Source organism: Streptomyces sp. NPDC046215, from assembly GCF_040646215.1.
GTDB classification, from domain to species: Bacteria; Actinomycetota; Actinomycetes; order Streptomycetales; family Streptomycetaceae; genus Streptomyces; species Streptomyces stramineus.
In genome coordinates, this window is sequence record NZ_JBEYZW010000007.1 from 19,102 (window position 1) to 32,430 (window position 13,329).

Here is a 13,329-nt window from a genome sequence, read left to right on the forward strand (position 1 = left end):
CCACCCGGCCCGGCCCGCGGAACCCCCTTCACACCACACCCGGTGAGATCCACCGGAGGAACGGAGCAGCAGGTGACCACGGCTCACCCCGTCGCCGACCGGCCGAGCGGGCCCGACGCCCGCGCGGACGGCCGCCCCACCGCGGTACCCGGAGCCCCCCGGCGCGCCGACGACGCCGTCGGTGCCGCGACGCTGCTGCTCGACGCCTACGGCGCCGACCACGCCCGCTTCTTCGCCTCCCCGACCCGCACCCTCCTCACCGACGGCGTCCGGGCCGAGGTGCCCCACGGCGACACCCCCCTGGCCCGGCGCGTCACCGAGACCCTCGACGCCGAGCTCCTCGCCGGCAACAGCTCGCCCGTCGTCGTCGGCGCCGTGCCCTTCGACCCCACCCGGCCCGCCGCCCTCGCCGTCCCGCGGACCGTCCGCTGGGCGCCGCCGCTGGCCGAGGACCCGCTGATCGCCCTGCCCGCCGCCGCCCCCGCCCTGGCGTGCTGGGACATCCGCCCCGTCCCCGAACCCGGCGTCTACGGTGCCGCGGTCGCCGAGGCCGTCCGCCGCATGAGACGCGGCGACTTCAGCAAGGTCGTCCTCGCCCGCACCCTGGAGCTCACCTCCGACCGCGACCTCGACCTCCCCGCGCTGCTCCAGCGCCTGGCCCGCCGCGACCCCTCCGGCTACACCTTCGCCGTGCCGACCGGCCCCGGCCGCACCCTCCTCGGCGCCAGCCCCGAGCTCCTGGTATCCCGCCGCGGCGGCACCATGACCGCCAACCCGCTCGCCGGCTCCACGCCCCGCAGCACCGACCTCGCCGAGGACGTCCGCCGCGCCGCCGCCCTGCTGGAGTCGGAGAAGGACCTCCACGAGCACGCCGTCGTCGTGGACGCCGTCCGCGAGGCCCTCGCCCCCTTCTGCCGCACCCTGAACGTGCCCGAGCGCCCCACCCTGGTGCGCACCGCCGCCATGTGGCACCTGTCCACCACCGTCACCGGCGACCTGGCCGACCCCGCCGTCTCCGCCCTGGAGCTGGCCTCGGCCCTGCACCCCACCCCGGCGGTCTGCGGCACCCCCACCCCCACCGCCCGTGACGTCATCGGCGAGCTGGAGCCCTTCGACCGCGGCTACTTCACCGGCATGGTCGGCTGGGGCGACGCGAGCGGCGACGGCGAATGGGTCGTCACCATCCGCTGCGCCGAGGCCGAGGAGCGCACCCTGCGGCTGTACGCGGGCGCCGGCGTCGTGGCCCAGTCCTCGCCGGAGGCCGAGACGGCCGAGACCGGCGCGAAGTTCCGTACGTTCCTCCACGCCGTCGGCGCGGACCACCAGGAGGCCGGCCGATGAGCCCCCAGCAGCACACCCCCGACGCCGTCGGCTACCCGGCGGAGTTCGCCGAGCGCTACCGCGAGGCCGGTTACTGGCGCGGGGAGACCTTCGGCCGGATGCTCCGCGAGCGGGCGCTCGACCACCCGGACCGGATCGCGATCGTCGACCCGGCGGGCGACCCCGCGGGCGGGATCCGCCGCTGGACGTACGGCGAGCTGGACGACCGCGCCGACCGGATGGCCGCCGGCTTCCTCGCCAAGGGCATCCGCAAGGGCGACCGCGTCGTCCTCCAGCTGCCCAACGTCGCCGAGTTCTTCGAGGTCGTCTTCGCGCTCTTCCGCATCGGCGCCCTGCCGGTCTTCGCGCTCCCCGCGCACCGCGAGAGCGAGATCCGCCACTTCTGCGCGTTCACCGAGGCCGTCGCCTACGTCATCCCCGACACCGAGGCGGGCTTCGACCACCGCGAGCTGGCCTCCAAGGTCAAGGCGAACGTGGACACCCTGCGCCACGTCTTCGTCGTCGGCGAGCCGGGCGAGCACACCGCCCTGCGCGACGTGCCGTGCGACCCGGTCGCCGTCCCCGACGCCCCCCGCCCCGACGAGCTGGCCTTCCTCCAGCTCTCCGGCGGCAGCACCGGCGTGCCGAAGCTGATCCCCCGCACCCACGACGACTACATCTACTCCCTGTGGGGCTCCAACGAGATCTGCGGGGTGGACGAGCACAGCGTCTACCTCTGCGCGCTGCCCGCGGCCCACAACTTCCCCCTGAGCTCCCCGGGCACGCTCGGCGCGCTCTACGCCGGCGCCCGCGTCGTCCTCGCCCCGCGCCCGAGCCCCGACGTCGCCTTCCCCCTCATCGAGAGCGAGGGCGTGACCATCACCGGGCTCGTGCCGCCGCTCGCCCTGGTGTGGACGGAAGCCGCCGCGACCACCGGCCACGACCTGTCGAGCCTCCAGGTGCTGCTCGTCGGCGGGGCCAAGTTCAGCGAGGAGGCCGCCCGCCGGGTGGCCCCCGCCCTCGGCTGCACCCTCCAGCAGGTCTTCGGCATGGCGGAGGGCCTGGTGAACTACACCCGGCTCGACGACCCGGAGGAGGTCATCGTGACCACCCAGGGCCGCCCGATCTCCCCCGACGACGAGGTCCGGGTCGTCGACGACGAGGACAACGACCTGCCCACCGGCGCCACCGGCCACCTCCTCACCCGCGGCCCCTACACCATCCGCGGCTACTGGCGGGCGCCCGAGCACAACGCCGCCTCCTTCACCGCGGACGGCTTCTACCGCACGGGCGACATCGTCCGCCGGACGGAGACCGGCCACCTGGTCGTCGAGGGCCGGGCCAAGGACCAGATCAACCGCGGCGGGGAGAAGGTCGCCGCCGAGGAGATCGAGAACCACATCCTCGCCCACCCCGCCGTGCACGACGCCGCCGTCGTCTCGATGCCCGACGACTACCTGGGCGAGCGCACCTGCGCCTACGTCGTCCTGCGCGCGGGCGCCGGCCCGGTGAAGTCCCTCGCCATCAAGAAGTTCGTCCGCGAGCGCGGACTCGCCGCCTACAAGGTCCCCGACCGGGTCGAGTTCGTCGAGGAATTCCCGCAGACCGGCATCGGCAAGGTCAGCAAGAAGGACCTCCGCGCCGCCATCGCCGCCCGGCTCACCGCCGCACAGCACTGACCAGCCGGCACCGAGACCAGAACACAGGAAAGGCCGTCACCACCATGGCGCTCCCCGCCATCGCCCCCTATCCCATGCCCACCGCGGACGCCCTCCCGGCGAACAAGGTCGACTGGACCGTCGACCCGGACCGCGCCGTGCTCCTCGTGCACGACCTGCAGAACTACTTCCTCGGCGCGTTCCAGGCCGACGCCTCGCCCGTCACCGAGCTCCTCGGCAACATCGCCGCGCTGAAGAAGGACTGCGACCGCCTCGGCGTGCCCGTCGTCTACTCCGCCCAGCCCGGCGGCCAGAGCGCGGCCGAGCGCGGCCTCCAGCAGGACTTCTGGGGCCCGGGGCTGCCGGACGACGAGCACGCCAAAGCCATCGCCGACGCGGTCGCCCCGACCGGCGGCGACACGGTTCTGACGAAGTGGAAGTACAGCGCGTTCGTCCGCACCGACCTGGCCGAGCGGATGGCCGCGCAGGGCCGCGACCAGCTGATCATCGTGGGGGTGTACGCGCACATCGGTGTGCTGATGAGCGCCTGCGACGCCTGGATGCGCGACATCCAGCCCTTCCTCGTCGCCGACGCCGTCGCCGACTTCTCCGCCGAGGACCACGCGATGGCCCTGCGCTGGGCCGCCGCCAAGTGCGCCGTCGTGACCACCACCGACCGGCTCTTCGAAGGGGCGTGACTCCCATGGCACTCACGATCGAACAGATCCGGGCCGACGTCGCCGACGTGCTCGGCGAGGACCCCGCCGACATCCCCGACGACGAGAACCTCGTCGACTACGGGCTGGACTCCGTCCGCATCATGACCCTCGTGGAACGCTGGCGCCGTGACCACGGCACCGAGGTCACCTTCGTGGAGCTCGCCGGGCAGCCGGCCATCGAGCAGTGGGCCCCCCTGCTGGGGGCCCGGACATGACCGTCCGCTCCCCGGGCCGGGCCGGCCGGCCCGGCCCCGCCGGCGCGCGGCCCGCGCCCGCGCCGGCGGGGCTGCCCCTGACCTCGGCCCAGGCGGGCCTGTGGCGCGCCCGGGCCCTCGCCCCCGGCAGCCCGGCCCTGAGCACCGCCGAGTACATCGAGATCCACGGCGAGGTGGACCCCCTCCTCTTCGCCGACGCCCTGCACCGCACGGTCGGCGAGTGCGACGCCCTGCGCGTCGGCCTGACCGACACCCCCGAGGGCCCCCGCCAGGTGCCCCTGGCGATCGAGCCGCCCGGCCGCGGCTTCCCCCTCCACACGGCGGACCTCCGCGACCGGCGCGACGCGGACGCGAGCGCCCGCGCCTGGATGTGCGCCGACCTCGCCGAGCCCTTCGACCCGGCGGCCGGCCCGCTCTTCGCCCACGCCCTGTTCCGCGTCGGCGACCGGCGCTGGCTGTGGTACCAGCGCGTCCACCACGCGGTCCTGGACGGCTACGGCTACTCCCTCGTCGCCCGCCGCGTCGCCGAGGTCTACTCCGCCCTCGCCGCCGGCACCGACCCCGGCCCCAGCCCCTTCGGCCGGCTCGCCGCCCTCGTCGAGGAGGACGCCGCCTACCGCGGCTCCGCCGCCCACGGCCGCGACCGCGCCCACTGGCTGGAGCGGTTCGCCGACCGCCCGGAGGCGCCCACCCTCGCCGGCCGCGCCGCGCGGCCCTCCCGCACCTCCCTGCGCAGCACCGCCCACCTCGCGCCCGAGTCCGCCGACCGGCTGCGTGAGCTCGCCGCGTCGGTCCGCGCCACCCGCACGGACGTGCTCCTCGCCGCCCAGGCGTGCTACCTCGCCCGCGCCACCCGCAGCGAGGACGTGGTGCTGGGCCTGCCCGTGATGGGCCGCATGGGGTCCGTGGCCCTGCGCGTCCCCGGCATGGTCATGAACGTGCTGCCGCTGCGGCTGCGCGTCACCTCCGACACGACCTTCGCCGAGCTGACCCACCAGGTCGTCCTCGGCATCCGCGACGCCCGCCGCCACCAGCGCTACCGCCACGAGGACATCCGCCGCGACCTCGGCCTGCCCGCCGAGGGCCGGGCCCTCGTCGGCCCCCTCGTCAACGTCATGCCCTTCGATTACGGGCTCACCTTCGCCGGCGCCCGCTCCGACGCGCACAACCTCGCCCCCGGCCCCGTGGACGACCTCACCGTCAGCGTCTACGACCGGGCCGACGGCGGCGGCCTGCGCATCGACTACGACGGCAACCCCGCCCTCTACGGGCAGGACGAACTCGCCGCCCACCAGCACCGCTTCCTCGACCTTTTGGCCCGCCTCGCCGCGTGCGACCCGCACCACCCGCTCGCGGGGCTGTCCCTGGCCACCGACGAGGAGCGCGAGCAGATCCGCACGGAGTTCAACGACACGGCCGTCGCCCTGCCGCCCACCACGCTCATCGGGCCCGTCGAGGCGCGCGCCGCCCGCACGCCCGGCGCGACCGCGCTCGTGTCCGGCGGGGAGAGTCTCACCTACGCGGAGCTCAACACCCGCGCCAACCGCCTCGCCCGCCACCTGATCACCCTCGGGGTCCGGCCCGGTGCCCTCGCCGCCGTCGCCGTGCCGCGCTCCACCGAGCTCGTCGTCGCCCTCCTGGCCGTACTCAAGGCCGGCGGCGCGTACCTGCCGCTGGAGCCCGGCCACCCGGCCGAGCCGCTCACGGGCATGCTCCGGGACGCCGCACCCGTCTGCGTCCTGACCGACACCGCGGGCCGCGCCGCCCTGCCGGACACCGGCCTGCCCGTGCTCGCCCTGGACGACCCGGACCTGGCCGCCGCGCTCGCCGGATATCTGCCGACGAACCCCGGGCGCGCGCTCACCCCGCAGCACCCCGCGTACGTCCTCCCCACCTCCGGCACCACCGGGCGCCCCGAGGGCGTCGTCGTCCCGCACTCCGCGATCGACAACCGGCTGCGCTGGATGCAGGGCACGTGCCCGCTCGCCCCGGGCGACCGGGTGCTGCACAAGGCCCCGGCCGCGTCCGACGCGTCCGTGTGGGAGCTCTTCCGGCCCCTGCGCGAAGGCGCGACGCTCGTCGTCGCCGGGCCCGACGACCACCGGGACCCCGCCGCCCTGGCCCGCACCCTGCGCGAACAGGGCGTCACCGCCGCCCACTTCGCGCCCTCGGAGCTCCGCCGCTTCCTGGACACGCCGGGCGCGGAGCGCTGCACCGGCCTGCGGCACGTCTTCAGCGGCGGCGAGGTGCTGCCGCGCGCCACGGCGGACGCCTTCCACCGCCTGCTGCCCGGCGTCCGGCTGCACCATCTGTACGGGCCCACCGAGGCGGCGACCGACGTCACCCACCACACCTGCGAGCCGGGCGAGACCGGGCCCGTGCCCCTCGGCAGGCCCGCGTGGAACACGCGCCTGCACATCCTGGACCGGGCCGGCACCCCCTGCCCGCCCGGTGTCACCGGCGAGCTGTACGTCGCCGGTGCCCAGCTCGCCACCGGGTACCTGGGGCGCCCCGAGCTGACCGCCCAGCGGTTCGTGGGCGACCCCTTCGCCGCCGCCGAGGGCCGGCCCGGCGAGCGCATGTACCGCACCGGCGACCTCGCCCGCCGGCGCGCCGACGGCACCGTCGAGCACGCCGGCCGCGCGGACCGCGAGGTGGAGCCGCACGGCCGGCGCGTCGGCCCCGAGGCCGTCGAGGCCCTCCTGGCCGCCGACGAGCGCGCCGCCGCCCGCGCCGTGGTGCGCGAGGGCCGGCCCGGCGACCGCCGTCCGGTCGCCCATGTGACTCCGGTCCCGGCGGATGCCGCCGCCGGGACCGGTCCGCTCTACCAGGCCGAGGTGGCCGGCGGTAGCCTGATCGACCGTGACCTCGGCCGTCTGCACGCGCAGATGACGCTGCCGGGGCCGATCACGGAGGCCGCCGAGGCGGTGGCCGGGCACCTGGGGGAGAGCGGCTGATGCACACCGTCGGGGCGCTCCGGACGCTCGGTCACGACCCGCTGCCCGGGGCGTGGGCCGGAGGCCCGCCGCAGGTGTGGCTGCTGCGGATGTCCGGGCGCCCCGCCGAGCCGCCGCAGGTGTACGAGCGCGTCCTCGACCCCCGGGAACGGGCCCGCGCCGCCGGCTTCGTCCGCGACCTGCACCGGCAGCGCTACGTCGCCGCCCACCTGGGGCTGCGCCACCTGCTCGGCGCGTACCTGGACACCGATCCGGCGGCGGTGGAGCTGACGCGCGAGCCCTGCCCCGGCTGCGGCGGGCCGCACGGCCGCCCCGCCGTCGCCGGGACGCCGCTGCACTTCAACCTCTCGCACGCCGGTGACCTGGCCCTCTTCGCCTTCGCGGCCACGGCTGTCGGTGCGGACGTGGAGGAGGAGCAGCCCGCTTCCGTCGTCGCCGAGGTGGGGCAGGCGCTCCACCCCGGCGAGGTCGCCGAACTGGGCGCGCTGCCGGAGCGGGCGCGCCCGGCCGCGTTCGCGCGCTGCTGGACGCGCAAGGAGGCGTACCTGAAGGGGACCGGTACCGGCCTGTCCGAGGACCCCGCGGTGACGTACGTGGGCACGGGCACCGTCCCGGCGTCCCCCGCGGGCTGGGCGCTGAGCGATGTCCCGGTGGGAGCTGGGTACGCGGCGGCCGTCGCGCTCGCCTCGCCCGGGACGCGCTGAGCCCGGCCGCCGCCCGTCACCGGTCCGCGCGGCGGAGGCGCTGAAGAGGCAGCGGCGGGGCTGCCCGCCGGGCGGGGCCCACGGGCATCAAGGGGCGTGTACGGCCCCCCTGGTGGCGGGCGTTTCGCAGTAAGGGGGCGTGAAGTGGTGAACGCCTGCACGGGCGGCGCTCGGCTCAATTGAATCAACGGAAGAACCTATAGCCTGATTTCCCTGCGGGTGGCCGTGATGCAACGGGGGGAATCATGCCGACCTCAGCCTCGATCGTTCTTTTCGTTTTCGGCGGACTCATGGTCCTGATCTCGCTGCTGGGGAGCGGGTTCTCGGTCCGGGAAATATCCTTTCCCCGCATCAGCCCGGTCATTCGCTCGACGGCGGCCCTCTTAGGCGCCGGGCTCGTGGTGACGAGTCTGGTGCTGCTCAGTAACGCCTCGCCGGGGCCCGGCCGTGAAAATCCCACGGCCCACTCGTCCACCGTGCCCCCCGCGCCGGGACCGGTCACCACCTCGCCCGCCCCTCCCGTCGCTACCCCTCCCGTCAGCAGCCCGTCCGTCCAGCCGCCCGGCACGGCGCGGACCGGGCAACCGGCCGGCGACAGGACAAGGGCGCTGCTGGCCCACGTGCCGCAGTCGATTCGCGGCAGCTGTTCCGGCGGGGACGCGGCGAAATTCCCGCCGTCGGTGGTCGCCGTGGTCGCCTGCCGGCCGGCCGACGGATTTCCGGTGGTGTACCTCCAGTTCGTCGACGGCGTCAGCACGAGGGGCGGATTCGACGTTCTTCTGAAAGACGTCCGGATATCGCGTAACGCGTGCGGACCCACTGTCCCGCTGAACGGCAGGACGACCTACAGCGCGGCCGGCCGGGATGCCGGATCGGTGGCGTGCCACGGCGGCTCCGACGGGGACACGTATCTCACGTGGAGCAACGAAAGCCTCGCCATCGTCGCGCGGGCCAGTGCCCCGCCCGCGGAATACGGCGAGCTCCTCGAATGGTGGCGGACGGCGGGCCCGCCGCCCGGATCCGCCGTCTGACGGGCGCGGTCCGGGCGATGGGGGCGGAAGGCGGGCCAAAAGGCCCGCAGAAAGCGGAAAAAGAGGGGGAGAAGGGTGAAGACTTTTGAGTTACCCCTGGCAGGGGGCGGGATCGTCGTCGTGGAGCGCACGGACAGCGCCCCCGCGTACGACGGGGTGGTGACCCGCGGCCCGTCCGTCCAGGCCGCCGTGGAGCGGGTGGAGCAGACCTTCGAGGCGGCCCTCGGCACCGTGCGGGCCGTCGCCGAGAACGTCGTCTCCCAGCTCGCCGGGCTGCGCGTGCGGCCCGACACCGTCACCGTCGAGTTCGGGGTGGCCCTGGCCGCCAAGGCCGGGGCGATCATCACGGCGGGCGGCTCGTCCCACCTCCAGGTCACCCTCGTCTGGCAGGGCTCCGACCGGGCCGCCCCGCTCCCCGGGCCGCCGCCCGGCGCCGCCGGGGAGCTGTGATGAGGGAAGCGGGCGATTTCGTCCTGGAGATCGGCAGCCAGGGGGACCGGTACGCGGTGACGGTCTCATCCCCCGCCGGGGAGGACACCGTTGAGGTCGGCCTGGACACGTACGCCCTCAGCGCGCGCCTCGACGAGCTCCAGTCCGCCGTGCTCGCCTCGTCGGTGACCTCACGGGCGGCCGCGCTGGGCCTCGAAGTGCCCGTCCGGCAAGTCGGGTCACAGCTGTTCGACGCCGTCTTCGGCGGCCGGGTCCGCGACCTGTTCCTGTCCAGCCGGCAGCGCGCCGCCGACCACGGCGAGGAACTGCGCGTCGTGCTGCGCATCCGCGCACCCGAACTGGCCGTGCTGCCCTGGGAGCTGCTCTACGACGAGGGCCTCGGCGGCTACCTGTGCCTGCGGGAATCCCTCGTGCGCTACGTGGACATGCCCGAGCCGGTCACCCCGCTGCACGCCGACCCGCCCCTGCGGATCCTCGGCATGACCTCCCTGCCGGGCAGCGCCGCCGCGCTGGACGCCGAGGCCGAACGGGCCGCCCTGACGGTCGCCTTGCGCCCCCTGGTGGAGCAGGGGCTCGTCGAGCTGGACTGGGTGGCGGGCCAGACCGCGGAGGACCTCTCGCGCAGGCTCCTCAAGGGCTGTCACATCCTCCACTTCATCGGGCACGGCTCCTACGACACCGCCCGCCAGGAGGGCATGATCTCCCTGGCCGACCAGGACGGCCGGGAGCACCCGCTGCACGCCTCCGCCCTCTCCGCACTCCTCAGCGTGGCCCGGCCCAAGCCCCAGCTCGTCGTCCTCAACAGCTGTCAGACCGGCATGGGCAACGCCGACGACCTGTTCTCCAGCACCGCCGCCGTCCTGGTCCGCAACGTCCCGGCGATCATCGCCATGCAGTTCGCCGTCACCGACAAGGCCGCCACCCGCTTCGCGGCCTCCCTCTACCAGGCGCTGGCGCACAACCGCACCGTCGACGAAGCGGTCCGGATCGGGCGGGTCGCCCTGCGGGTCGGCAAGGACGACAGCCTGGAGTGGGCCACCCCCGTCCTCTACCTGCGCGGCGGCAACGCCCGCCTCTTCGACCTGACCCTCCCGGACGAACCCCGCCCACCCGCCGCTGAGGAGCGGGAGGAGAGGGGGGAGCGGGACGAGCCCGCCGGACCCCACAGCACCGATTCCCAGCACCCGGCGATCACCGCGCGGGTGCTGCCCGCCCGGCAGTGGGTGCACTCCGTCGCCTTCCACCCCGGCGGCCGGCTGCTGGCCACCGGCTCCCGCAAGCGCGTCCGGGTCTGGGACGTCCGCACCGGCAACCGCATCTGGGAGCAGCCCATCGGCGGCTGGCTCTCCACCGTCCTCGCCACCGCGTTCAGCCCGGACGGCCGGTGCCTGGCCACCGGCGGCGCCGACAGCACGGCCCGGCTCTGGGCCGCCGACGGCGGTGAGCAACTGCTGTGCGTGCGCCACGAACACGTCGTCTTCGGCGTGGCCTTCAGCCCCGACGGCCTCCGCCTCGCCACGGCCTCCGCCGACCGGACCGTGCGCCTGTGGGACTGCGTCAGCGGCGAGCCGCTGCTGCGCATCGCCCACGACCAGGTCGTCTCCGACGTCGCCTTCTGCCCGGACGGCCTCCGCCTGGCCACCGCCTCCGCCGACCGTTCGGTGCGGATGTGGTCGGTGGGCGGCGACGCCCTGCTGCGCCTGAGACACGACCACCCGGTCCGGACGGTCGCGTTCAGCCCGGACGGCCACCTGCTGGCGACGGCGGGCGACGACGGCTGCGTCCGCCTGTGGGACACCCTCAGCGGACACCAGGTGTTCCTCGTCCGCCACGGTGGCGCGGTCAAGGACGTCGCGTTCAGTCCCGACGGCCGCCGGATCGCCACGGCGGGCGCGGACCGCACGGTGGTCCTGTGGGACGCGGGCGACGGCAGCCGGGTCATGCGCATTCAGCACCACCACGTGGTCTTCTGCGTGGCGTTCAGCCCGGACAGCCGCTGGCTGGCCAGCGGCAGCGAGGACAAGACGGTGAAACTGACGTCCCTGCCGCCGTCGTTCGCGCCGCGGGCGGCGGCCGCCTGGTAGGGGCCCGGCGAGCCCGGCTCCCCCTTCTGTACCTACTAGTATGTACACTCCCGGCATGGAGACATCGGAACGCCTGATCGAGAGCACGCGCCGGCTGCTCTGGGAGCGCGGATACACCGGCACCAGCCCGAAGGCCATCCAGCAGGACGCCGGGGCCGGGCAGGGCAGCATGTACCACCACTTCCGCGGCAAGCCCGACCTCGCCCTCGCCGCGATCCGCCGCACCGCCGACGAGATGCTGGCGAAGGCCGAGGAGCAGTTCGCCGGGCCCGGTACCGCCCTGGAGCGGATCTCCGCCTATCTGCTGCGCGAGCGCGACGTCCTCAAGGGCTGCCCGATCGGACGGCTCGCCCAGGACCCCGACATCGTCGCCGACCCCGAGCTGCGCCGGCCCGTCGACGAGACCTTCGACCGGCTCCGCGGCCGGCTCGCCGAGGTACTGACCGAGGGCCGCGAACGCGGCGAGCTCGGCGACACCCTGGACCCCGAGGACACCGCCTCCACCGTCGTCGCCGTCCTCCAGGGCGGCTACGTCCTCGCCCGCGCCGCCGGCTCCACCGAGTCCTACCGGCAGGCCGTCCAAGGCGTGTTGGGGCTGCTCGCCGCGCACGCCGCCGCGTGAGGAGCCCCGCCGTGCACATCACCCGGACCCGGCCCGACACCGTCGCCGCCCCCGCCGAAGCGGTCACCGGCAGCGCCTGGATCGACGAGATCGCCGTCCCCGCGGGCTCCCGGCTGCGCGTTTCCAGTGTCCACTTCGCCCCCGGCGCCCGCACCGCCTGGCACCGCCACCCCCACGGGCAACTCCTCCTCATCACCGAGGGCTCCGGCCTCGTACAGCGGCGCGGCGGCCCGGTGGAGACCGTCCGGGCGGGCGAGCGCGTCCGCGTCGAAGCCGGCGAGTGGCACTGGCACGGCGCCGGGCCCACCACCTTCATGACCCACCTGGCCGTCCAGGAAGCGGCCGAGGACGGCACCGAGGCCGAACTCGGCGCCCACGTGTGAAAGGCAGCCCCGTGTACGCCAAGCAGTACGAGATCACCCTGCCCGCCGACTACGACATGCGGATCATCCGGGACCGCGTCGCCAAGGGCGGCCACGTCCTCGACGACCGGGCCGGACTGGGCCTCAAGGCGTACGTCGTCCGCCACCGCGGCGTCGACGGCTCACCCGTCAACCAGTACGCACCGTTCTACCTCTGGCAGGACACCGGTGCGATGGCGCACTTCCTCGTCGGCGGGGGAGGCTTCCACAACATCATCCGTGACTTCGGCCGCCCCGTTGTCCGCCACTGGACGGGCCTGGCCTGCGAGGCGGGCCCCGCCCGGGACGCGGCGCGGCCGAAGGCCGCCTCCCGCCGCCTGAGGCACCTCCCGGCGGACGAGTCCCCCACGGGCCTGGCGGAGGCCGTCGACCGGGAGCTGGCCGCCCTGCGCGCCCTGGCCCGGCGGGACGGCGTGCACACCGCCGCCCTCGCGGTCGATCCGCATCACTGGCAGCTCATGCGGTTCGTCCTGTGGGAGGAGTCCGTACCGGAGGCGGAGGAGGCGACGGAGCGCTACGAGGTTCTGCACGTGTCGGCCCCGCACCTGTCCGCCCTCCCGGCCGGCCGGGCCTGGTAGCCCTGCGGGCGGCGCTCAGCGTCTGCGCCCCCACCAGTTGTCGGCGGTCGCCAGCAGGGTGGGTTCCTCCCCCGGGTCGGGGAGGAGCGCCGCGTAGCCCGTGAACCGGCGGGTTCCGCACCCGGCGGCGCACGTGGCGTGGGCGCCGTGTGACCGCCAGCCGGCGGGGTGGGCGCAGTGCCGGACGAGGCGGCCGAGCCAGCGGACGGTCATGAGTGGGCCAGCCGTTGATGGCGCCCCATGGTCGCGGTCCAGGAGCGGGCCTCGTCGAGGTCGCCGACGCGGGTGGCTTCGCGGTGCCGGGCCTTGATCTCCTGGCACTCGGCGCAACGGTCGTGGGTGGCGAGGCGGGGGCGGCCGGAGGGGGTGATGTCGTCGGGTGCGGCGTTCCACTCGGTACCGCCGCCGAGGGGGCGGAGTTGGTAGTGGGAGCCGGTGCGGTCCATGACTTCGCCGAGGCGCTGGCGCGCGCTGTCCCAGACGAGTTCGCCGCGGGCGGGGGCGTAGGGGTCGGACGGACGGGTATGGGCCATAGGGCAACCTCACGTAACCGGTTCGCCCACATGGGG

14 protein-coding genes are annotated in these 13,329 nt (G+C 75.0%); 12 read left to right on the top strand and 2 right to left on the bottom strand.

All coding sequences use genetic code 11. The features are described 5' to 3' along the window. Nucleotides 1-192 precede the first annotated feature (192 nt). The 12 genes from dhbC (at nt 193) to ABZ951_RS04895 (ending at nt 12,760) form a co-directional block, all read left to right on the top strand. Nucleotides 193-1,341, top strand: a complete 1,149-nt coding sequence (gene dhbC / locus ABZ951_RS04840; RefSeq protein ID WP_344098063.1) for an isochorismate synthase DhbC — start codon at nt 193-195, stop codon at nt 1,339-1,341. Then, the gene (locus tag ABZ951_RS04845) at nt 1,338-2,999 is read left to right on the top strand and encodes a (2,3-dihydroxybenzoyl)adenylate synthase (RefSeq protein ID WP_344098057.1); all 1,662 of its coding nucleotides are present in this window, start codon (nt 1,338-1,340) and stop codon (nt 2,997-2,999) included. The genes dhbC and ABZ951_RS04845 overlap by 4 nt, the downstream gene beginning before the upstream one ends. 44 nt (nt 3,000-3,043) lie before the next feature. Continuing rightward, entirely contained in the window at nt 3,044-3,676 is a 633-nt protein-coding gene (locus ABZ951_RS04850; RefSeq protein WP_344098059.1) for an isochorismatase family protein, read from the top strand. A gap of 5 nt (nt 3,677-3,681) precedes the next feature. Next, nucleotides 3,682-3,912: a phosphopantetheine-binding protein gene (locus ABZ951_RS04855; protein ID WP_344098061.1), complete on the top strand. Its 231-nt coding sequence runs from the start codon at nt 3,682-3,684 to the stop codon at nt 3,910-3,912. Continuing rightward, nucleotides 3,909-6,869, top strand: coding sequence for an amino acid adenylation domain-containing protein (locus ABZ951_RS04860; RefSeq protein ID WP_361278975.1), 2,961 nt, complete (start codon nt 3,909-3,911; stop codon nt 6,867-6,869). The genes ABZ951_RS04855 and ABZ951_RS04860 overlap by 4 nt, the downstream gene beginning before the upstream one ends. After that, nucleotides 6,869-7,573, top strand: a complete 705-nt coding sequence (locus ABZ951_RS04865) for a 4'-phosphopantetheinyl transferase superfamily protein (RefSeq protein WP_344093818.1) — start codon at nt 6,869-6,871, stop codon at nt 7,571-7,573. Before ABZ951_RS04860 ends, ABZ951_RS04865 begins: the two co-directional genes overlap by 1 nt. A gap of 680 nt (nt 7,574-8,253) precedes the next feature. Beyond that, nucleotides 8,254-8,604 (top strand): hypothetical protein, encoded by a 351-nt coding sequence (locus tag ABZ951_RS04870; protein ID WP_361278978.1) that lies wholly within the window; start codon nt 8,254-8,256, stop codon nt 8,602-8,604. A gap of 75 nt (nt 8,605-8,679) precedes the next feature. After that, complete coding sequence (locus ABZ951_RS04875; RefSeq protein WP_344093823.1) at nt 8,680-9,054, top strand: CU044_2847 family protein; 375 nt, start codon at nt 8,680-8,682, stop codon at nt 9,052-9,054. Beyond that, a complete protein-coding gene (locus ABZ951_RS04880) occupies nt 9,054-11,138 on the top strand; it encodes a CHAT domain-containing protein (RefSeq protein WP_344093826.1) in 2,085 nt (694 codons plus the stop codon). The genes ABZ951_RS04875 and ABZ951_RS04880 overlap by 1 nt, the downstream gene beginning before the upstream one ends. Before the next feature lie 55 nt (nt 11,139-11,193). Continuing rightward, complete coding sequence (locus ABZ951_RS04885; protein WP_344093828.1) at nt 11,194-11,760, top strand: TetR/AcrR family transcriptional regulator; 567 nt, start codon at nt 11,194-11,196, stop codon at nt 11,758-11,760. 11 nt (nt 11,761-11,771) lie between these two features. After that, on the top strand, nt 11,772-12,143 hold the full coding sequence (locus tag ABZ951_RS04890; protein WP_344093830.1) for a cupin domain-containing protein: 372 nt from the start codon (nt 11,772-11,774) through the stop codon (nt 12,141-12,143). 11 nt (nt 12,144-12,154) lie between these two features. Then, nucleotides 12,155-12,760, top strand: a complete 606-nt coding sequence (locus ABZ951_RS04895; RefSeq protein ID WP_344093832.1) for a DUF4865 family protein — start codon at nt 12,155-12,157, stop codon at nt 12,758-12,760. 15 nt (nt 12,761-12,775) lie between these two features. On the opposite strand, the gene ABZ951_RS04900 is transcribed toward ABZ951_RS04895, so the two are convergent. Continuing rightward, nucleotides 12,776-12,973: a DUF6255 family natural product biosynthesis protein gene (locus tag ABZ951_RS04900; RefSeq protein ID WP_344093836.1), complete on the bottom strand. Its 198-nt coding sequence runs from the start codon at nt 12,971-12,973 to the stop codon at nt 12,776-12,778. Then, nucleotides 12,970-13,293 (bottom strand): hypothetical protein, encoded by a 324-nt coding sequence (locus ABZ951_RS04905; protein WP_344093838.1) that lies wholly within the window; start codon nt 13,291-13,293, stop codon nt 12,970-12,972. Before ABZ951_RS04905 ends, ABZ951_RS04900 begins: the two co-directional genes overlap by 4 nt. Nucleotides 13,294-13,329 lie beyond the last annotated feature (36 nt).